The organism is Streptomyces sp. NPDC023838, from assembly GCF_040639555.1.
In the GTDB taxonomy this organism is placed as follows: domain Bacteria; phylum Actinomycetota; class Actinomycetes; order Streptomycetales; family Streptomycetaceae; genus Streptomyces.
Map to the genome: position 1 here is coordinate 170,309 of NZ_JBFAAD010000005.1, position 19,303 is coordinate 189,611.

Genomic DNA, 19,303 nt, shown 5'->3' on the forward strand with positions numbered 1-19,303 from the left:
GCTAAAATCCACGGCGAACGCAACGGACGAAAACACAACGGGGTGACTGCACCACATGTCCGAGACACTGACCGCCGTGTCCGCCGAAGCCACGACGGACCCCGACGGCCACGGTCGGCACCGGGGCGGCGCCGCGGCGACCGAGGAGCCGACCACGGAGGCCCACGGCCGTCACCGGCGGAACGACGGCGACGGCGGCCACCACCACGGCTGACGTCGGCGAAGAAGCGCGAAGGGCCCGGGATCCACAGATCCCGGGCCCTTTCCCGTGTCCCCGCGGCTCAGCCGCGCTTGAGCCCCAGCACCTCCGCCGCCGCGAAGGTCTCGTTCGCCGGGCGGTCCGCGTAGTACGGCGAGAGCAGCTCGTCGAGTTCGCCGTACGAGAAGATCTCCTTCGCCGCGTCGAACTTCGCGGCCACCTTGGGGCGCTCCACGATCGCGACCATCCCGCCGTGCACCACCATCAGCTGGCCGTTGACCCGCGCGGCCGCCGGGGACGCCAGATAGCCGACGAGCGGCGCCACATGCTCGGGCGCCAGCGGGTCGAGCCTCCCCTCCCCCGGCTCCTCGCTCCCTGGATTTGCTGAAATGGCGGCGAAGACGTCCTCGGTCATCCGGGTGCGGGCGCGGGGACAGATGGCGTTGGCGGTGACGCCGTACTTGGCGAGCGCGAGGGCCGTGGACGTGGTGAGGCCCACGATCCCGCCCTTGGCGGCCGCGTAGTTGGGCTGTCCGGCCGATCCGGCGAGGAACGCCTCCGAGGAGGTGTTGACGATCCGGCCGTAGACCGCGCGGCCCGCCGCCTTGGACCGCTCGCGCCAGTGCGCGGCAGCGAAGTGGGTGGTGTTGAAGTGGCCCTTGAGGTGGACGTGGATCACCGCGTCCCACTCGGACTCGGTCATCGAGAAGATCATCCGGTCCCGCAGGATGCCCGCGTTGTTGACCAGGATGTCCAGCTTGCCGTAGGTCTCGACCGCCAACCGGACCAGTTCGCGGGCCTGTTGGTGGTCGGCCACGTCGCCGGTGTGGGCGACCGCCGCGCCACCCGCCGCGCGGATCTCGGCGGCGACCTCCTCGGCGGGCCCGGCCGAGGCCTCGCCGGAGCCGTCCCGGCCGGGCTGCCCGAAGTCGTTGACGACGACGGACGCGCCGAGCCGGGCGAGTTCGAGGGCCTCGGCCCGGCCCAGGCCCCGGCCGGCGCCGGTGACGATCGCGGACAGGCCTTCAAGGGGCAGTACTGCCATGCCGGTCGGCTCCTCTCGGGTTCACAGGGAGATGCAGGTACGCAGGGCCTCGCCCGTGCGCATCTGGTCGAGCGCGTCGTTGATCCCGGCGAGCGGCACCCGGTGGGTGATCAGACCCTCCAGATCGATCCGGCCCGCCCGCCACAGCGCCACGGCCCGCTCGTAGGAGCGCAGCACGTCGCCGCCGCCGTACAGCGAGGGCAGGATCCGCTTCTCGTCGAAGAACAGCTCGAACATGTTGACCTGGAAGAAGTCGTCCATGGCGCCCGCGCCGACCACGCACAGGGTGCCGCCGCGCCGGGTCGCCCCGTAGGCGGTGCGGGTGGTGGCGGACTTGCCGACGACCTCGAAGACATAGTCGAAGCCCTCGCCGCCGGTGATCCGCTGCTTGGCGTCGTCGAGCTCGCTGGGCGAGACGGCCTCGGTGGCGCCGAACGTGAGCGCCGCCTCGCGCCGGGAGGCCACCGGGTCGACGGCGACGATCTGCGCCGCGCCCTGCACCCTGGCGCCCTGGATGGCCGAGACGCCGACCCCGCCGCAGCCGATGACGGCGACCGACGAACCGGCCTCCACCTTCGCGGTGTTGATGGCCGCGCCGAGCCCCGTGGTCACCCCGCACCCGATGAGCGCGGCGATCTCGTACGGCACGTCGTCGGGGATCGGGACCGCGCACCCGGCGGCGACCACGACCTCCTCGGCGAAGGTTCCGGTCCCGGCGAAGCCGAACACATCGCCGCCGGGGCGCTTGAAGTTGGGGGTGCCGGCGTTCATGAACCCGGCGAGGCAGAGGTGGGTCTGGCCGCGCCTGCACGCCGGGCAGACGCCGCACGCGGGCAGCCAGCACACCAGCACGCGGTCGCCCGGGGCGAGCGAGGTGACCCCGTCGCCGACGTCGAGGATCTCGCCCGCGCCCTCGTGGCCGGGGACGAAGGGAGCGGGCTGCGGGAGCACCCCGGTCATCGCGGAGATGTCGGAGTGGCACAGCCCGGTCGCCCGGACCCGGATCCTCACCTTCCCGGGTCCGAAGCCCACCGCCTCGACGTCGTCGAGCACATCGAGCTTGTCCTGGCCGATCTCGTGCAGTACGGCTGCGCGCATGGGTGCGGCTCCCCTCTGGACGTATGGGACTCAGACGTGTTCGACGAGCGTGTCGGAGAGCACCGGCGCGTCGTCCCGCTCAACGGCCGTCACCGACACCTGGATACGGCCCTGACCGGCCCACATCCGGATGCGCAGGGTCTCGCCGGGGAAGACCACCCCGGTGAAGCGGGTGGTGTACGAACGGACTCGGCCCACCTCGCCGCCGAGCACCGTGTCGACGACCGCCTTCAGCGTCATGCCGTACGTGCACAGACCGTGCAGGATCGGTCGGTCGAACCCGGCGAGCTTCGCGAACTCGGGGTCGGCGTGGAGCGGGTTCCAGTCGCCGGAGAGCCGGTAGAGCAGCGCCTGTTCCTCGCGCACCTTCCGCTCGACGGTGTGGTCGGGGGCGCGGTCGGGCTGCTCGGTGCGGGCGGACGGGCCGCGCTCGCCGCCGAAGCCGCCCTCGCCGCGTACGAAGATCTGGGCGTCGCTGGTCCACAGCGGCCCCTCCGCGTCGGCGGCCTCGGTACGCAGGACCAGGACGGCGGCCTTGCCCTTGTCGTAGACGGCGGCCACCTTGGAGGTGGAGACGGCCTTGCCCCGTACCGGGATCGGGCGGTGCAGGACGATGCCCTGGCCGCCGTGGAGCACGGCCGTGAGGTCGACCTCGATGCCGGGCGCCGAGAGCCCGCCGACCACGCCCATGCCGGCGCCGGCGACGGTGGCGAAGGAGGGCAGCACGTGCAGCTTCGACTCCAGGGTGTAGCGCAGCTCGCCGGGGTCGGTCGCCGGGACGCCCGCCCCGAGTCCCAGGTGGTAGAGCTGGATGTCCTTGTGATCCCAGACGATCTCGGTGGACCGGGGCTCGGCGGCGAGCGCCTTCGCGACGTCGATGGGCATACGGGGGCTGCTCCTTGGAGGTGGGAAGACCTCGGCGCGGCCGTCCGCACCGTCGGCCGCACCGAGGCCGTGCGGGACCGGCGCCGCGCGCCGGTTCTAGAACGCGTTCTAGGGCTCGATGGCCCCTATGTATAACGCAGCACCCTGGGATTGGGAACACTTCTGACGTGCCGTCAGCTTGGCTGTGTGCCCGGTGCTCGTCTGCGCGTGGGTGGGGGCTGGTCGCGCAGTTCCCCGCGCCCCTTGAATGCCGCTGCGCGGCATCCCCCCACTCAGCCGCAGCCGACCAACCACCGGGACATTTGTCCCACCCAACCCCGTACAAGAACATCTGCCGCCCGCCCAGGGCGGATCCGTAGCGTCGACGGCATGACGCAACCAGCACCCAGCGCCGTGCGCTTCCACGGCGTGGTCAAGACCTTCGGCCCCGTACGGGCACTCGACCGCATCGACCTCGACATCCACCGGGGCGAAACCGTCGCCCTCCTCGGCCGCAACGGCGCCGGCAAGTCCACCACCATCTCCCTCCTGCTCGGCCTCGACGAGCCGGACGCCGGCGAGGTGCGGCTCTTCGGGCGGACGCCCGGGCGGGCGGTACGGGCCGGGCTCGCCGGAGCGATGCTCCAGGAGGGCCAGCCCATCCCCCGCGTCACCGTGCGCGAGCTCGTGACGTTCGTCGGCTCGACCTACCCCCGCCCGATGCCCGCCGCCGAGGCGCTCGCGCTCGCCGGGCTCACCGAGTTCGCGGACCGCCGGGTCGACAAGCTCTCCGGCGGTCAGGCCCAGCGCGTCCGGTTCGCGGTGGCGATCGCCGGGGCGCCGCACCTGCTGGTCCTGGACGAGCCGACCGCCGCGCTCGACGTGGAGGCGCGCCGCGCGTTCTGGGACGCGATGCGCGGCTACGCGGCCCGGGGCAACACCGTGCTGTTCTCCACCCACTACCTGGAGGAGGCGGACGACAACGCCGACCGGATCGTGGTCGTCGACCAGGGCCGCGTCGTCGCCGACGGCCCCGGCGAGCGGATCAAGCGCGCGGCGGGCGGCAGCGTGGTCTCCTTCGACCTGGCGGGCGACTCCAGCGCGGGCCTGGCGGCGCTGCCGGGCGTGGTCTCGGTCGAGGTGCGCGGCGACCGCGCCCGGCTGCGTACCGACGACTCGGACGCCACGGTCGTCGAGCTCGCCCGGCTCGGCGCGGTCCGGGGCCTGGAAGTCGCCCCGGCCAGCCTGGAGGACGCGTTCCTCTCCCTCACCTCGGCCGTCAACGGCCCCGTACGCGAAAGCGAGGCCGTCTGATGACCGGCTCCATCCAGTACGTCCAGCTCGAAATACGGCGTACGTTCCGCGACGCGTCCTTCGTGATCTTCGGCATCGGCATGCCGGTGCTGATGTATCTGCTCTTCACCAACATCGGCTCGGCGGACGGCGACTCGGCCGACTGGAAGACCGCCTCGATGGTCGGCATGGCCGCGTACGGCGCGCTCGGCGCGTCCCTCAACACGGGGATGGGCGTGGCCGCCGACAAGACCGCCGGATGGCTGCGCCAGCTGCGCGTCACCCCGCTGACGCCGTCCCGGGTGGTGGCGGGCCGGGCGGTCAGCGGTTCCGCGACCGTGCTGCCCGCGATCCTCGCGGTGCTCGCGGCGGGCGCGCTCGTCAACGGCGTGCGCCTGGACGCCTGGCAGTGGGCCGCGCTGGCGCTGCTGCTGTGGGCCGGGGCGCTCCCCTTCACCCTGCTGGGCCTCGGCAACGGCTACCGGCTCAGCCCGCAGGCCATGGGCGTGGTCAACGTGGCGTGTCTGATGGGGCTCGCGGTGATCGGCGGACTGTGGTTCCCACTCTCGTCCTTCCCCCACTGGCTCGCCTCGGTCGCCGCGTACAGCCCGGCCCACCGGTTCGCCGACCTCGGATGGGCCGTCTCGCACGGTTCGGCCCCCGGGGCCGGGACGGTCGCGGTGCTCGGTGGCTGGCTGCTGGCGTTCGGTTCGTACGCCGTGATCTCCTACCGACGGTCCGCGAGGACGGTCTGAGCCTGATGAACGGGGAGAACGAGACAGTGGCGCCCAGCCTGCCGAAACTGCCGGAGCTGAAACTGCCCGAGCTGAAACTGCCCGAGCTGCCGGAGCTGCCGAAGAAGAACGCGCGCGACGCCGACCTCCCCGGCCCCCCGGCGAGCGGGTACACCCTGCTGCCCTGGCTCCTGATGGGCCTGGGCGCGTTCTCCAACCTGGTCCAGGGCAGGACCGCCAACCCGTGGGTCGGCGGCGCGGGGCTGCTCGCGTTCAACTCCCTCTACGTCGCGGTCGCCTTCCGCGCCTTCGTCAAGGAGAAGCGCGAGAGCCGTACGACGCTGGTGCTGCTGGCCGCGATGGCCGCGGTCACCTACGGCCTCACCCTCGGCTACGGCGGCACCTGGCTGTTCTTCTTCCCGCTGCTCGCGCTGGCCTGCGGCGCGGTGCTGCGGGACCGGGGCCTCGGTCTCGCGATCATGACCCTGGCGGCCTCGGCGGGTGCCATCTCCGGCGCGGAGGGCGGCGAGGTGTGGGACAACGTGACCCTCGCGTACGGCACGTTCCTGTCCGGCATGGTGACGGCGGCGGTCCTCTCGCTCTCCCAGACCGTGCGCGAACTGCGCGACACCCGCCAGGAGCTGGCCCGTACCGCCGTGGAGAAGGAACGTCTCCGCTTCTCCCGGGACCTGCACGACCTGCTCGGCCACACGCTCTCGGTGATCGTGGTGAAGTCGGAGGCGGCCCGCCGCCTCGCGCCGCGCGACCTGGACGCCGCGCTCGGCCAGGTCGCCGACATCGAGTCGGTCGGCCGCCAGGCGCTCACTGAGATCCGCGAGGCCGTCACCGGCTACCGCGAGGGCAGCCTGGGCACCGAGCTGGACCGGGCCCGCTCGGCGCTGCTCGCGGCCGAAGTGGAGCCGGTGGTACGCCTGTCGGGCCCGCCGCTGCCCTCCCAGGTGGAGGCGCTGCTCGGCTGGGTCGTACGGGAGGCGGTCACCAACGTCGTACGGCACAGCGGCGCGGCCCGCTGCGAGATCATGGTCGACGGCGCGCCCGGACGGGTACGGCTGAAGATCACCGACGACGGGCGCGGCGTACCATCCGAACAGCCCGTCGCCCCCGGTCCACGCATCGGCGGCACGGGTCTGAAGGGTCTCACCGAACGCCTCGCGGCGGCCGGCGGCTCACTCGAAGCGGGCCCCGGGCCGCGCGGCGGCTTCCAGGTGAGCGCCGAGCTTCCGGTCGACCCGCTCGACGCCGAGCTCGAAGCGGAGCTGGGGACGGAACACGGGGTGGCGCGGGGATGACCACCGGCACGATGGGGAGAACGGCATGATCAGAGTCCTGCTCGCCGAGGACCAGGGCATGATGCGCGGCGCACTGGCCCTGTTGCTCGGTCTGGAGGAGGACATCGAGGTGGTCGCCCAGGTGTCGGCGGGCGACCAGATCGTGGCCGCGGCGCTCACCGCGCGTCCCGACGTCGCGCTCCTCGACATCGAACTGCCCGGCCGCAGCGGCCTCGACGCGGCCGCCGACCTGCGCGAGGAGTGCCCCGACTGCCGGGTGCTGATCCTCACCACGTTCGGCAGGCCCGGGTATCTGCGGCGGGCGATGGAGGCGGGCGCGGCGGGGTTCCTGGTGAAGGACGGGCCGGTGGAGGATCTGGCCGAGGCGGTCCGGCGGGTGCTGCGCGGCGAGACGGTGATCGACCCGGCGCTGGCCGCGGCCGCCCTGAGCGCGGGCGCGAACCCGCTGACCGCGCGGGAGCGGGACGTCCTGAACGCCTCGGTGGACGGAGCGACCGTCGCCGACATCGCGGGCAAGCTGCACCTGTCGGAGTCGACGGTGCGCAACTACCTCTCGTCGGCGATCGGCAAGACGGCCACCCGCAACCGCATGGAGGCGGTGCGGGCGGCGCGGCAGCAGGGCTGGCTCTGATTCGTCAGCGCCTGGTGGCCCTGGGCAGCCACACCAGCGCGACCAGCGTGCTGGTGAGCAGGACGAAGCCGCCGGTGCGGAAGGCGAGCGCGTAGCCGTCGGTGAGGGTCTCGGGGGTGAGCGAGTCGCCGGTACGGGCGGTGGCGACGGTCGACAGGATGGCGAGGCCGAGCGCGCCGCCCATCGTGCGGGAGGTGTTGATGAGCCCCGAGACGAGCCCGGCCTCGCCGGGCGCGGCGCCGGAGGTGGCGAGGGAGGCGAGCGGCGTCGTCGCGAGCCCCGCGCCGGTCATCATCAGCACGCCGGGCACCAGGACCGACATCCAGTACGGGTCGTGCGCGTGCATCGTGGACTGCCAGCCGAAGCCCGCGGCGGCGATCAGGAGGGCGAGGACGGTGAGGTTGCGGGTCCCGGTCACCGGCATCAGCCGGGGCGCGATCTTGGCGCCGAGGACGATGCTCAACGAGCTGGGGATGAGGGCGAGTCCGGCGCCGAGCGGGGTGTAGCCGAGGACGTTCTGGGCGTACAGCGTCATGAAGTACCAGGTGCAGAAGGTGGCCGAGCCGCACGCGAACATCACGACGTTGGCGGAGGAGACGGCCCGGATGCGCAGCAGCCGCAGCGGCATCAGCGGCGCCGCCGCCCGCGCCTCGGCGGCGAGGAACGCGCCGAGCAGCGCGAGCCCGCCGAGCAGCGGGGCGAGCGTCTGGGGGGCGGTCCAGCCCGCCCGTTCCGTCTGCACGATGCCGTACGCGAGGACCGCGAGCCCGCCGGTGACGGCGACCGCGCCGGGCAGGTCCAGGCGGTTGCGGGTGGCGGCGCGGCTCTCCGTGATCCACAGGGTGGCGCCGGTGAGGACGAGGGCGCCGACGGGCACGTTGATGAGCAGCACCCAGCGCCACGACAGCGTGTCGGTGAGCACCCCGCCGACGAGCCCGCCCGCCGCGCCGCCGCCCGCGCCGACCGCCGCCCAGGTGCCGATGGCCCTGGTACGGGCGGCGCCCTCGGGGACGGCGGCGGTGAGGATGGTGAGGGTGGACGGCGCGAGCACGGCGGCGCCGAGCCCCTGCACGCCGCGCGCCAGCAGCAGCTGCCAGCCCTCCTGGGCGAGGCCGCCGGCGAGGCTGGCGGCGGTGAAGAGCCCGAGCCCGACGAGGAACATGCGCTTGCGCCCGAAGAGGTCTCCGGCCCGGCCGCCGAGGAGCATGAACCCGGCGTACGCGATGGAGTAGGCGTTGACGACCCACTGCAGTCCGGTCGGGGTCATCCCGAGGCCGGTCCGCATCGAGGGCAGGGCCACGTTGACGACGGAGACGTCGAGCACGACGAGGAACTGCCCGGCGCAGGCGGCGAGGAGGACGAGCCAGGTGCGGATGGGTTTTGTCCGGGTGGGTATGGCGGGGGTGTCTGGGGGCGCTTGGACCATGCGGCCATGTTTGCAGCCGGGGGTTGGATCCCCCACCCCGCCCCTCCCCTAAATCCCTTGGCCGGAGGCCTGGTTGGGGCGGCGGCCCGGGGTCCCCGTTTTGTCTGCGGACGTGGTGGGCTGAGCGCGCCCACGCGGCGGAGCCGCACATGTCACAGCCCCGCGCCCCTTAAATGCGCCCCTTCGGGGCGCCCCTGTAGGGGCGCGGGGAACTGCGCGAGCAACCCACCACGGTCCGCAGACAAACGGAGCGGGGCGCAGGGGCCGCAGGCCCCGCGGCGGGGTCCGGGGGCGTAGCCCCCGGGAGAGCCACCTCAGCCACCCACCCACCCCCGGAGGGTTGAGGGAACGGGCGGGGTGGGGGCTCTACCTCCGTAGGAGCGTCAGCACCGCCGCCCCGCCCAGCCCGATGTTGTGCGCCAGCCCCACCCGCGCACCCCCCACCTGCCTCCGCCCCGCCTCCCCCCGCAACTGCGTCACCAGCTCACACACCTGCGCCAACCCCGTCGCCCCCAGCGGATGCCCCTTCGAGATCAGGCCCCCGGACGGGTTCACCACCCACCGCCCGCCGTACGTCGTCGCCCCGGACTCCACCAGCTTCCCCGACTCCCCCTCCCCGCACATCCCCAGCGCCTCGTACGTCAGCAGCTCGTTGATGGAGAAGCAGTCGTGCAGCTCGATCACGTCGACGTCCTCGATGCCGAGGCCGGAGCGCTCGTACACCGCCCGCGCCGCCGCGCGCGACATGCCCGCGCCGACGACGTCGATGCACCGGCCCGAGGCGAACGACGCCTCCGTGTCCGTCGTCATCGCCTGGGCGACGATCTCCACCGCCCGCTCCTCCAGGCCGTGTTCGGCCGCGAACCGCTCGGAGACGACGACGGCCGCCGCCGACCCGTCCGACGTCGGCGAGCACTGGAGCCTGGTCAGGGGGCGGTGGATCTCCTTCGAGGCGAGCACCTCCGCCACCGAGTAGTCAGTCTGGAACTGCGCGAACGCGTTGTGCACCGAGTGCCGGTGGTTCTTCGCGCCCACCGCCGCCAGCTGCGCCGCCGTCGTCCCGTACAGCTCCATGTGCTCACGCGCCGCGTTGCCGAAGATCTGCGCCGTCGGCGGGCTCATCTCGAAGCCGTGGGCTGCGGCCATGACGGAGTAGTGGCGGGCCACCGGGGACGTCGAGAAGTCGTCACCCGCGCCCCCGCCCAGCGCGCCCCGTTTCATCTTCTCGAACCCCAGCGCGAGCACGCACTCGCTCGCCCCGCCCTCCACCAGCTGCCGCGCCAGCATCAGCGCGCTCGCGCCCGTCGCGCAGTTGTTGTTGACGTTGTGGACGGGCACGCCGGTCAGGCCCAGTTCGTACGCGGCCCGCTGGCCGGCCGTCGACGGCTGGAAGCAGTAGCCCGCCAGGACCTGCTCCACCTGCCCGTATGTGATCCCCGCGTCCGCCAGCGCCGCCGTCCCGGCCTCCCTCGCCATGTCCCAGTACTGCCACGCCCGCGACTCGGGCTTCTCGAACTTCGTCATACCGACACCGGCCACCAAGCTCTTCACGTGCCTCCTCCTTCGGTCAGTCCCGGGGCAGGCCGAGGATCCGCTCGGCCACGACGTTGAGCTGGACCTGGGTGGTGCCGCCCGCGATGGTCAGACAGCGGGACATCAGATAGCCGTGGACGGCCCGCTCCGCCGGGCCCTCGGCCGCCGCGCCCGCCGGGCCGAGCAGCTCCAGGGCCAGCTCGGCCACCTTCTGCTGATGCGCGGTCTGGACGAGCTTGCGCACGCTGGCCCCCGCCCCGGGCTCCAGGCCCGACACCTGGAGCATCGTGGTGCGCAGCCCGATGCAGGCGAGCGCGTGCGCCTCGGCGGCCAGGGCGCCGACCCGGGCGCGGTACGAGCCGTCCAGGCCGTCGGCGCGGGCGAGCAGCGCCTCCAGACCGGTGTCGAAGGTCAACTGGTCGGCCATGTGGACGCGTTCGTTACCCAGGGTGTTGCGGGCGACCCGCCAGCCGCCGCCCGGCTCGCCGACGACCGCGTCGTGCGGCAGCGGCGCCCCGTCGAAGTACACCTCGTTGAAGAGCGCGTCCCCGGTGATCTCGCGCAGCGGGCGTACGTCGATCCCCGGCGTGTTCTTCATGTCGACCAGGAAGTAGGTGAGCCCCTCGTGCTTGGGCGCTTCGGGGTCGGTCCTGGCGAGCAGGATCCCGTGGTCCGCCCACTGGGCCGCGCTCGTCCACACCTTCTGGCCGGTGATCCGCCAGCCGTCGTCGGTGCGCTCGGCCCGGGTCCGCAGGCTCGCCAGGTCGGAGCCCGCCTCCGGCTCCGAGAACAGCTGGCACCACAGCAGGTCCCCGCGCAGGGTCGGCAGCAGGAAGCGCTCCTGCTGCTCGCGCGTCCCGTACGCGAGCAGCGACGGCACCACCCAGGTGCCGATCCCCAGCTCGGCGACCTTCACCCCGGCCGCCCTTAACTCCTCCTGGACTACCAGTTGTTGGACCGGGTCCGCGCCCAGGCCGTACGGCGGGGGCAGGTGCGGTGCGGCATAGCCGGTCGGGGCGAGGGCGCGCCGGGCGGCCGCCGGGTCGAGGCCGCGTACGGACTCCGCCGCCTCCCGTGCCGGACCCCGGAACGCCTGTGCCTCCTCGGGAAGTTCGAGGCGCAACTCCCGGCGCGCCCCGGCCCCGGCGAGCCGGACGGCCCGCTGCCGGTGGGCGTCCCCGGCGCCGAGGAGCTGGCGGGCCACCAGGGCGCGGCGCAGATACAGATGGGCGTGGTGCTCCCAGGTGAAGCCGATGCCGCCGAGGATCTGGACGCAGTCCTGGGCGCAGGTGAAGGCGGCGTCCAGGGCGGTGCCCGCCGCCAGCGAGGCGACCAGGCCGCGCACTTCGGGCGGCTCCTGGTCCGCCGCCCGCGCCGCGTCCCACACCAGCGCCCGGGCCTGCTCAAGACGGACCAGCATGTCCGCGCACAGGTGCTTGACCGCCTGGAACCGCCCGATGGGCCGCCCGAACTGCTCGCGCACCTTGGCGTGCGCGGCCGCCGTCTCCAGCGCCCATGCGGCGGTGCCGCACGCCTCGGCGGCGAACAGGACGGCCGCGAGGTCCTGGACGAGCGCGGGGTCGACGGCGAGGACCCGGTCGCCCGGCACGGTGACGCCGTGCGCGGCGACCTCGGCGGTGGGCCGCGTCGGATCGGCGCCCGCGTGCGGGCGTACGTCCAGGTCCGCCGCGTCCACCGCCAGCCACAGCGTCTCCTCGCCCGCGCGGGCGGCCAGGACGAGCAGGCCGGCCTGCGCCCCGGCGAGGACCGGCGGCGCGGTCCCGTCGAGCGTCACGCCCGCCGCCGGGTCCCGTGCGGCGGTGAGGGTCCCGGGCCCGAGCGCCACGGCGGCGGTCAGGCCTCCGGTCGCGATCGCGTCGACCAGTTCCGTCGGCCCCTCGGACCCCGCCCGCTCCAGTACCGCCGCCGCGAGCACGCTGGGCAGGTACGGGCCGGGCAGCGCGCCCCTGCCCGCCTCCTCCAGCACCACCGCGAGCTCCACCAGGCCTCCACCGCCGTGCCGCTCGCCCAGATGGATCCCGAGCAGGCCCTGCGCGGCCAGCGCGTCCCAGTACGGCGGCCGGGAGGCGTCCCGCGCGGGCGCGTCGAGCAGCTTGCGCACCTCCTCGACCGGCACGGCCCGCGCCAGCCCGCCGCGTACCGCCTCGGCCAGCTCCCGCTGCTCCCGGGTGATTCCGATGCCCATGCGCACTCCCCCGCCCACCGCGGCCGCCACTGGAACGGCGTCAGACTAGAACACGTTCCAATCTGACGGAAGGTCAGATCGAGGCCGGGATCGCCGGGGATTACGATGTGGCGCCACACCCCGACGCACCTCGATACACCTCGACACACCCCACGACGCCCTCCACGCGTTCCGCGCGCACACCCCCGGGAGCCCTGCCATGGCGACACCCAAGGCGACACCCAAGCCGGAGATCCTCGCCGCCTTCGAGGCCGCCAAGGGGTTCATGCCGGTACGCGAAGGGCTCGCGCTCTACGACGCTGCGGTCCAGGCGGGCGCGCTCGGCCTGCCGCTCCTGGAGGTCGGCACCTACTGCGGCCGCTCCACGCTGCTGCTCGCCGACGCCGCCCGCGCCGCCGGAACCGTCGCCGTCACCGTCGACCACCACCGGGGCAGCGAGGAGCAGCAGCCCGGCTGGGAGTACCACGACGCGACCGTGGTCGACCCGGAGGTCGGCCTGATGGACACCCTGCCCACCTTCCGCCGCACCCTGCACAAGGCGGGCCTGGAGGACCACGTGATCGCGGTCGTGGGGCGCTCGCCGCAGGTGGCGCGGGTCTGGGGCGGCCCGGTCGGGCTCGTCTTCATCGACGGCGGGCACACCGACGAGCACGCCAACGGGGACTACGAGGGCTGGGCCCCGCACCTCGCCGAGGGCGGACTCCTGGTGATCCACGACGTCTTCCCCGACCCGGTCGACGAGTTCACCGGCCAGGCCCCGTACCGCGTCTATCTGCGCGCCCTCGCCTCCGGCGCGTTCACCGAGGTCTCGGCCACCGACTCGCTGCGCGTCCTGCGCCGCACGCGCGCCGGGGTGTGACGGCGCACACCGCAGTGCACCCCTTCGGCGCACGCGGGAACCGGGCTCCCGCGGAGCTCCCCCGCTAGCATCACTGCGTGTCGTACGACAGCGAGTCCCCCTCCCAGTCCCCCGCGCCCGGCCGGCGCCGTCTGCGCGGCAACCTCGTCATCGTGACCGCCGCGCTGGTCCCGACCGCCCTGGCCGGGTGGCTGGTGTGGCAGGCCATGGGCGGCTCCGGCGGCCAGGACGACAAGCCGCCGCAGGTGCTGCCGCTGCCGAGCGGGCCGGCCGTGACGCCCTCGGGGAACGCCCGGCCGCCGACCGTGACCGTCACGGCGACCCCGTCGCCGTCCGCCTCGGCCTCCACCCAGTCCGCCCGGCCCACCGGGCCGCTCGCCGGACGGGTCGTGGTGATCGACCCGGGACACAACCCGAGCAACTTCAAGCACGCGGCCGAGATCAACCGCCAGGTCGACATCGGGACGAACAAGAAGGAGTGCGACACCACCGGCACGGACACCGAAGGCGGGTACACCGAGGCCGCGTTCACCCTGGACGTCTCGCACCGCATCCGAGCGCTCCTGGAGAAGCTGGGCGCGACCGTCACGTACACCCAGGACAACGACCGGCCGTTCGGCCCGTGCGTGGACGAGCGGGCCGCGATCGGCAACCGGGCGAAGGCGGACGCGGTGGTCTCGGTGCACGCCGACGGCGCGGGCGAGGGCAACCACGGCTTCCATGTGATCCTGCCCGCCCTGGTGAACGCGGGGAAGGCCAACACCGCCCCGATCGTGGCCCCCTCGCGTGAGCTGGGTGTGAGGATCGCGGGGAAGTTCGTGCACGCCACGGGCATGCCGCCCTCCAACTACGTGGGCGACGGCACCGGGTTGGACGTCCGCAAGGACCTCGGTGGGCTCAATCTGTCGACCGTGCCGAAGGTGTTCATCGAGTGCGGGAACATGCGGGATTCCGGCGACGCCGCCCTGCTGACGAGTGCGGACTGGCGGCAGAAGGCGGCCCAGGGCATCGCGGACGGGATCAGCAGCTTCCTCCAGAAGTGAGGGGCTCCGCGACGGGTCCGCCGACGGGAGCGGTCGGCTGCGGGTCGGTCACGGTCTGAGCACCGAGGGGACTTCCCACCCGGTCAGACGATAGATTCTCCTCCGGGTGGGGAACCACCCCCGTGCTTCGCGCCGTGTGCACGTACACCGGCGGCAGCGATGACCGCCCCGACGAGACGACCCCAAAGGACTATTACGTGAACATCCGCTCCCTCACGCGAGGCGACGGCGTGGTGATCGGAGCAGCGGTGGTGCTGTTCATCGCCTCGTTCCTCGATCTCTACTCGGTCGGCAATTCGTGCTCCGGTACGTTCTGCCCGAAGCTCGACCTGCCGAACGCCTGGGACTCGCTGGGCCTGCTGATGAGCATGTTCCTGGCCGGCATCATCGGAGCGGTCCTCATCGTGGTGGCCCGTTCGCTGCCGCAGCCCAAGAAGATCGCCGGGATCGACCTGGGCCAGTTCGGCACGGCCTTCACGATCTTCGCCGCGTGGACCGCGTTCTGGACCATCATCGACATGGACAAGGCCGGGGCCGGCATGATCCTCGGCCTGATCGCGGCGCTGGTGCTCGCCGCCGGTGCCGTGGCGGGTCCGATGGTCGCCGCGCTCAAGGCCCCGCTGATGGGCGCCCCGAGCCCGGCCGTGGCCCCGTACGGCGGCCAGCCCTACGGCGGGCAGCCCGCGGGCGGCTACGGCTACCCGGGCGCCGGCCAGCCGCAGCCCCAGCCGTACGGTGCCCCGGGCGCCGACCCGAGCCAGGGCGGCCAGACCCCGGCGCCCGGCGCCGGTGCCGCCGCCCAGCCGCAGCCCGCGGCAGGCGCTTCGGCCGGTGACTTCGCCCCGTTCTGGTTCGCCGTTCCGGTGGCCCGTCCGCTGTACCCGGAGGACGGCTCGGCCACGCCGATCGCGGAACTCGCGCCCGGCACCTGGTACCTGGCGGTCGAGCAGCGTGGTGCGGCCCTGGTCGCGCAGACGCAGGACGGACGTCGTGGTGTGCTTCAGGACACCACAGGTATCCAGCGGGGTTAGTCAGTCGACGGTTCGCCTGCGGACCGGCCCCCATGTCCCTCAAGGGCACATGCATCACGGCCCCTCGCCCCTTCCGGGCGGGGGGCCGTTCCCGTACGCTCCCCTGACGATCCATCAGATACTGCTACGGGCAGGGGCTCTCGCCATGCGGCTGGGACTCGCACTGGGCTACTGGGGGCGCGGGCCGAACCCCCGGCATCTGGAGCTGGCCCTCGAGGCCGAGCGGCTCGGGTACGACTCGGTCTGGACGGCGGAGGCGTGGGGCTCGGACGCGTTCACCCCGCTCACCTGGATCGCCGCGCACACCTCCCGTATCCGGCTGGGCACGGCCGTCGCGCAGATGGCGGCCCGCACGCCCACGGCGACCGCCATGCACGCGCTCACCCTCGACCACCTCTCCGGCGGCCGCGTACTGCTCGGCCTGGGACTGTCGGGGCCGCAGGTGGTGGAGGGGTGGTACGGGCGGCCGTTCCCGTCCAGTCCCCTGACAGCGACGCGGGAGTACGTGGAGGTGATCCGGCAGGTGCTGCGGCGCGGGGCGCCGGTGGAGCTGGACGGCCGCTTCCACCCGCACCCGTACCGGGGCGCGGACGGCACGGGTCTCGGCAGACCGCTCAAGCCGATCACGCATCCGCTGCGGGCGGACCTGCCGGTGCTGCTGGGCGCCGAGGGCCCCAAGAACATCGCCCAGACGACCCGGATCGCGGACGGCTGGCTGCCGTTGTACTGGTCGCCGACGCGGCTGGACGCGTACGAGGCGTCGCTGGCGCGGGCGCCGGAAGGCTTCACCGTGGCACCCATGGTCCGGGCGCACGTCTGTGACGACGTGGCCGAGGGGCTGCTGCCGGTGAAGGCCATGCTCGGCTTCTACATCGGCGGGATGGGGCACGCGGCCCGCAACTTCCACGCGGATCTGATGGCGCGGATGGGGTACGAGGCCGAAGCCCGCCGGATCCAGGGGCTGTTCGCCGAGGGCCGCCGCGAGGAGGCGGTACGGGCGGTGCCGGACGCGTTCGCGGACGAGATCTCGCTGGTCGGGCCGCGCGAGCGGATCGCGGAGCGGCTGGAGGCGTGGCGCGCGGGCCCGGTGACGGACCTGCTGGTCACGTCACCGGACCTGACGACGCTGCGGCTGCTGGCGGAACTGAACGGCTGAGCGGGCTCGGTCGGCTCAGCCGGCTCGGTCGGCTCAGCCGGCTCGATCGGCTCAGCCGCCGCTGAGCTGGGAGGCGGACGGCACCTGGTCCTTGACCTCGGCACCGGCGCTCTTGCCCGCGCCCTTGACTCCGTTGATGACGTTCTCGAACATCCCGACGTCCGCGTCGGTGGCGTCGCCCTTGCGGAGCTTGCCGCCGAGGTTCTTGAGGGAGTCGATGCCGGAGCTGAGGGGGGCGACGGCCTTGGAGAGGAGGGGGTCGCCCTTGGCGTTGTTCACAGCCGCCTTCAGCCGGTTGTACGTGAAGGCACCGGCGAGCCCGGCCTTCACCAGGGCGAACGTGCGCCCCTTGGCGCCCTTCTTGAACTTGCCCGCCTTGAAGGGCTTCACGATCCACTGATAGGCGGCGCCCGCCGCGAGGCCCGCGTTGGCGACGAACCGCGTCTTGGCGAGCTTCTGCTTCTCGAAGGAGCTGGACGGGGTCGGCGAGGCGCCGGCCTCCGCCGCGGTCAGGCTGTTGTGGGCGCTCTTGGTCTCGCCTCCGCAGGCGGTCGTCGACACCAGGACTGTGGTGGACAGGACGACCGCCACGAGTATGCGGCGGAAGTTGAGCGTACTGGGCACGGTGACCTCCGGGGATGTGGTCCTCCCCGGCAGCCTCACCCGCCCCGGCCGATGCGGCCACCCCAGCTAGCCCGGACGGGTCCCCCTCCGGGGCGGGTACGGCATTCGTCTGCGGGCCGGCGGGGGCTGGTCGCGCAGTTCCCCGCGCCCCTTGAGTGCCGCTGCGCGGCATCCCCCTGGGCGCCCCGAAGGGGCGCATTCAGGGGCGCGGGGCTGTGACATTTGCGGCTCCGCCGCGTGGGCGCGACCAGCCACATGCGGCCCGCAGACGAACGGGAGCGGGGTGCAGGGGCCGCAGGCCCCGCAAACGGGGCCGGGGGGCGTGGCCCCCGGGAGAGCCGCCTCAGCCACCCACCCACCCCCGGAGGGTTTAGGGAACGGGCGGGGTGGGGGCGCAGCACTGCGGTGCCAGGCCGCGCGGCAGGCGCTCCCCGCCGAACACCGCCCCGGTCGCCTCGTCACCCCCCAGCGCCGCCACCGCAAGCAGCAACGACCCCGCCGTCCACGTCGTGAGCTCCTCCGGCCACACCGCCCGGTCGCCCTCGAACACGTAACCCGTCCAGTACAGACCGTCCCCGGCCCGCAGGTGCTGGATGGACTGGAGGATCTCCAGCGCCCGGTCCGACTCCCCCATCACCCACAGCGCGAGCGCGAGTTCACAGCTCTCGCCCCCCGTCACCCACGGGTTCGGCAGCACGCACCGCACCCCGAGCCCGGGCACCACGAAGGCGTCCCACCGCGACTCGATACGCGCCTTCGCCTCCGCGCCGGTCACCGCGCCGCCGAGGACGGGGTAGTACCAGTCCATGGAGTAGCGGGACTTGTCCAGGAAGCGCTCGGGGTGGTGGGCCACGGCGTGCGCGAGCGCACCCGTCGCCAGCTCCCAGTCCGGCTGCGGCTCCTCGCGCTGCTCGGCGATGGCCAGCGCGCACCGCAGCGCCTGGTGGATCGAGGAACTGCCGGTCAGCAGCGCGTCGGTGACGGGGGTTCCGTCCTCCTCGCGCTTCCAGCCGATCTGCCCGCCCGGCTGCTGGAGCCGCAGCACGAACTCGACCGCCGCGTACACGACCGGCCACATCCGGTCGAGGAACGTGTCGTCGCCGGTGGCGAGGTAGTGGTGCCAGACCCCGACCGCCACGTACGCGACGAAGTTGGTCTCCCGGCCCCGGTCGGTGACCTGCGCGAAGTCGCCGTCGTGGTAGGCCGCGTACCAGGACCCGTCATCGTTCTGGTGCCGCGCCAGCCACGCGTAGGCCCGCGCCGCCGCCTCGTGCTCGCCCGCCGCGTCCAGGGCCATCGCGGCCTCGGTGTGGTCCCACGGGTCCAGGTGATGGCCGCGGAACCACGGTATGGCCCCGTCCTCGCGCTGCACGGCGAGGATGCCGGCCACCGTGGCGGCGGCCTGCCCGGCCGTGAGCACGCCCGGCAGAACCAGGTGCTCGGTCCGTTCCGGTGAGGTCACTTGGCGGCGACCTTGTCGAAACGCGCGAGGTGCGGCTTGGTCGCGTACGCCACGAAGCTCTTGCCCACGATCGGGTTGAGCGCCTGCTCCGCGAGCCGCGTGACCAGGGGCTTCTTCATGATGTCCCAGACCAGCAGCTTGTGGTACGCCCGCACCGGCAGCGCCTTGTCGTTGTCCACGCCGAAGGCGCACTTCAGCCACCAGTACGGCGAGTGCAGCGCGTGCGCGTGGTGCGTGCCGTACGGCTTGAGGCCCGCCTCGCGCATCTTGCCCAGGAGCTCGTCCGCCTTGTAGATGCGGATGTGGCCGCCCTCGACCTCGTGGTACGCGTCGGAGAGCGCCCAGCAGACCTTCTCCGGCCCGTAGCGGGGGACGGTGACCGCGATGCGGCCGCCCGGCTTGAGGACCCGGACCATCTCGGCGAGCACGCCCTTGTCGTCCGGGATGTGCTCCATGACCTCGGAGATGATCACGACGTCGAAGGACTCGTCCGGGAACGGCAGGTTGAGCGCGTCGCCCTCCATCGCCGTGGCGGTCGCCCCCTCGGGCGCCTCCCCGGCCTCCTTCATCGCCGCGAACCACTTGGCGACCTCGCGGATCTCCTCGCCGTTCTGGTCGAGCGCCACGACCTGCGCGCCGCGCCGGTAGCACTCGAAGGCGTGCCGCCCCGCGCCGCAGCCCAGGTCGAGCACGCGGTCGCCCGGGGCGAGCGGGAAGCGGGAGAAGTCGACGGTCAGCACGGGGCCTGCCCTTTCGGATGGAGAACAGCTGTGGCCGCGGAGCGGCCGG

18 protein-coding genes are annotated in these 19,303 nt (G+C 73.2%); 9 read left to right on the forward strand and 9 right to left on the reverse strand.

Annotated elements, in window-relative coordinates:
• Positions 1–55 precede the first annotated feature (55 nt).
• A complete protein-coding gene (locus AB0G17_RS08610; protein ID WP_361377622.1) occupies positions 56–214 on the forward strand; it encodes a hypothetical protein in 159 nt (52 codons plus the stop codon).
• A 67-nt stretch (positions 215–281) separates the two neighbouring features.
• Here the strand turns inward: AB0G17_RS08610 and AB0G17_RS08615 are convergent, their stop codons facing one another.
• From AB0G17_RS08615 to AB0G17_RS08625, 3 genes are read right to left on the reverse strand one after another with little or no spacing between them, the layout of a single operon-like run.
• Positions 282–1,244 carry a 3-oxoacyl-ACP reductase gene (locus tag AB0G17_RS08615; protein ID WP_361377625.1) on the reverse strand — a complete coding sequence of 321 codons (963 nt, stop codon included), beginning with the start codon at positions 1,242–1,244 and terminating at the stop codon, positions 282–284.
• A 21-nt stretch (positions 1,245–1,265) separates the two neighbouring features.
• Complete coding sequence (locus tag AB0G17_RS08620; protein ID WP_361377628.1) at positions 1,266–2,342, reverse strand: Zn-dependent alcohol dehydrogenase; 1,077 nt, start codon at positions 2,340–2,342, stop codon at positions 1,266–1,268.
• Positions 2,343–2,372: 30 nt separating this feature from the next.
• Positions 2,373–3,227: a MaoC/PaaZ C-terminal domain-containing protein gene (locus tag AB0G17_RS08625; RefSeq protein WP_361377631.1), complete on the reverse strand. Its 855-nt coding sequence runs from the start codon at positions 3,225–3,227 to the stop codon at positions 2,373–2,375.
• 369 nt (positions 3,228–3,596) lie between these two features.
• Between AB0G17_RS08625 and AB0G17_RS08630 the strand changes: the two genes are divergently transcribed.
• The 4 genes from AB0G17_RS08630 to AB0G17_RS08645 are packed head-to-tail and all read left to right on the forward strand — an operon-like array spanning position 3,597 to position 7,174.
• Entirely contained in the window at positions 3,597–4,520 is a 924-nt protein-coding gene (locus AB0G17_RS08630; protein WP_361377634.1) for an ABC transporter ATP-binding protein, read from the forward strand.
• Positions 4,520–5,254: an ABC transporter permease gene (locus tag AB0G17_RS08635; RefSeq protein ID WP_361377637.1), complete on the forward strand. Its 735-nt coding sequence runs from the start codon at positions 4,520–4,522 to the stop codon at positions 5,252–5,254. The genes AB0G17_RS08630 and AB0G17_RS08635 overlap by 1 nt, the downstream gene beginning before the upstream one ends.
• Positions 5,255–5,259: 5 nt before the next feature.
• On the forward strand, positions 5,260–6,543 hold the full coding sequence (locus AB0G17_RS08640; protein WP_361377640.1) for a sensor histidine kinase: 1,284 nt from the start codon (positions 5,260–5,262) through the stop codon (positions 6,541–6,543).
• 25 nt (positions 6,544–6,568) lie between these two features.
• Positions 6,569–7,174: a response regulator transcription factor gene (locus AB0G17_RS08645; protein ID WP_361377643.1), complete on the forward strand. Its 606-nt coding sequence runs from the start codon at positions 6,569–6,571 to the stop codon at positions 7,172–7,174.
• A gap of 4 nt (positions 7,175–7,178) precedes the next feature.
• Here the strand turns inward: AB0G17_RS08645 and AB0G17_RS08650 are convergent, their stop codons facing one another.
• From AB0G17_RS08650 to AB0G17_RS08660, 3 genes are all read right to left on the reverse strand, one after another.
• A complete protein-coding gene (locus AB0G17_RS08650) occupies positions 7,179–8,600 on the reverse strand; it encodes an MFS transporter (RefSeq protein WP_361377646.1) in 1,422 nt (473 codons plus the stop codon).
• A gap of 366 nt (positions 8,601–8,966) precedes the next feature.
• A complete protein-coding gene (locus tag AB0G17_RS08655) occupies positions 8,967–10,151 on the reverse strand; it encodes a lipid-transfer protein (RefSeq protein ID WP_361377649.1) in 1,185 nt (394 codons plus the stop codon).
• Positions 10,152–10,167: 16 nt separating this feature from the next.
• Positions 10,168–12,339: an acyl-CoA dehydrogenase gene (locus AB0G17_RS08660; RefSeq protein WP_361377652.1), complete on the reverse strand. Its 2,172-nt coding sequence runs from the start codon at positions 12,337–12,339 to the stop codon at positions 10,168–10,170.
• Between the two features lie 199 nt (positions 12,340–12,538).
• On the opposite strand from AB0G17_RS08660, the gene AB0G17_RS08665 reads away from it, so the two are divergent.
• From AB0G17_RS08665 to AB0G17_RS08680, 4 genes are all read left to right on the forward strand, one after another.
• Positions 12,539–13,198 carry a class I SAM-dependent methyltransferase gene (locus AB0G17_RS08665; protein ID WP_361377655.1) on the forward strand — a complete coding sequence of 220 codons (660 nt, stop codon included), beginning with the start codon at positions 12,539–12,541 and terminating at the stop codon, positions 13,196–13,198.
• A 77-nt stretch (positions 13,199–13,275) separates the two neighbouring features.
• Positions 13,276–14,241 carry an N-acetylmuramoyl-L-alanine amidase gene (locus tag AB0G17_RS08670; protein ID WP_361377658.1) on the forward strand — a complete coding sequence of 322 codons (966 nt, stop codon included), beginning with the start codon at positions 13,276–13,278 and terminating at the stop codon, positions 14,239–14,241.
• A gap of 197 nt (positions 14,242–14,438) precedes the next feature.
• Positions 14,439–15,272: a hypothetical protein gene (locus AB0G17_RS08675; protein WP_361378064.1), complete on the forward strand. Its 834-nt coding sequence runs from the start codon at positions 14,439–14,441 to the stop codon at positions 15,270–15,272.
• Between the two features lie 145 nt (positions 15,273–15,417).
• The gene (locus AB0G17_RS08680; protein WP_361377661.1) at positions 15,418–16,428 is read left to right on the forward strand and encodes an LLM class F420-dependent oxidoreductase; all 1,011 of its coding nucleotides are present in this window, start codon (positions 15,418–15,420) and stop codon (positions 16,426–16,428) included.
• A gap of 51 nt (positions 16,429–16,479) precedes the next feature.
• On the opposite strand, the gene AB0G17_RS08685 is transcribed toward AB0G17_RS08680, so the two are convergent.
• The 3 genes from AB0G17_RS08685 to AB0G17_RS08695 all read right to left on the reverse strand — a co-directional run bounded on the left by AB0G17_RS08685 (position 16,480) and on the right by AB0G17_RS08695 (position 19,254).
• On the reverse strand, positions 16,480–17,052 hold the full coding sequence (locus AB0G17_RS08685) for a hypothetical protein (protein ID WP_361377664.1): 573 nt from the start codon (positions 17,050–17,052) through the stop codon (positions 16,480–16,482).
• A 370-nt stretch (positions 17,053–17,422) separates the two neighbouring features.
• The gene (locus tag AB0G17_RS08690) at positions 17,423–18,514 is read right to left on the reverse strand and encodes a prenyltransferase (RefSeq protein ID WP_361377667.1); all 1,092 of its coding nucleotides are present in this window, start codon (positions 18,512–18,514) and stop codon (positions 17,423–17,425) included.
• On the reverse strand, positions 18,511–19,254 hold the full coding sequence (locus tag AB0G17_RS08695; RefSeq protein WP_361377670.1) for a class I SAM-dependent methyltransferase: 744 nt from the start codon (positions 19,252–19,254) through the stop codon (positions 18,511–18,513). The genes AB0G17_RS08690 and AB0G17_RS08695 overlap by 4 nt, the downstream gene beginning before the upstream one ends.
• Between the last annotated feature and the right edge of the window lie 49 nt (positions 19,255–19,303).

Bases quoted from the DNA above. Each gene is read 5' to 3' on its own strand.
- AB0G17_RS08650 (WP_361377646.1), bottom strand. From the start codon at position 8,600: ATGGTCCAAGCGCCCCCAGACACCCCCGCCATACCCACCCGGACAAAA.
- AB0G17_RS08645 (WP_361377643.1), top strand. From the start codon at position 6,569: ATGATCAGAGTCCTGCTCGCCGAGGACCAGGGCATGATGCGCGGCGCA.
- AB0G17_RS08640 (WP_361377640.1), top strand. From the start codon at position 5,260: ATGAACGGGGAGAACGAGACAGTGGCGCCCAGCCTGCCGAAACTGCCG.
- AB0G17_RS08660 (WP_361377652.1), bottom strand. From the start codon at position 12,339: ATGGGCATCGGAATCACCCGGGAGCAGCGGGAGCTGGCCGAGGCGGTA.
- AB0G17_RS08615 (WP_361377625.1), bottom strand. From the start codon at position 1,244: ATGGCAGTACTGCCCCTTGAAGGCCTGTCCGCGATCGTCACCGGCGCC.
- AB0G17_RS08635 (WP_361377637.1), top strand. From the start codon at position 4,520: ATGACCGGCTCCATCCAGTACGTCCAGCTCGAAATACGGCGTACGTTC.
- AB0G17_RS08680 (WP_361377661.1), top strand. From the start codon at position 15,418: ATGCGGCTGGGACTCGCACTGGGCTACTGGGGGCGCGGGCCGAACCCC.
- AB0G17_RS08665 (WP_361377655.1), top strand. From the start codon at position 12,539: ATGGCGACACCCAAGGCGACACCCAAGCCGGAGATCCTCGCCGCCTTC.
- AB0G17_RS08610 (WP_361377622.1), top strand. From the start codon at position 56: ATGTCCGAGACACTGACCGCCGTGTCCGCCGAAGCCACGACGGACCCC.
- AB0G17_RS08625 (WP_361377631.1), bottom strand. From the start codon at position 3,227: ATGCCCATCGACGTCGCGAAGGCGCTCGCCGCCGAGCCCCGGTCCACC.
- AB0G17_RS08630 (WP_361377634.1), top strand. From the start codon at position 3,597: ATGACGCAACCAGCACCCAGCGCCGTGCGCTTCCACGGCGTGGTCAAG.
- AB0G17_RS08620 (WP_361377628.1), bottom strand. From the start codon at position 2,342: ATGCGCGCAGCCGTACTGCACGAGATCGGCCAGGACAAGCTCGATGTG.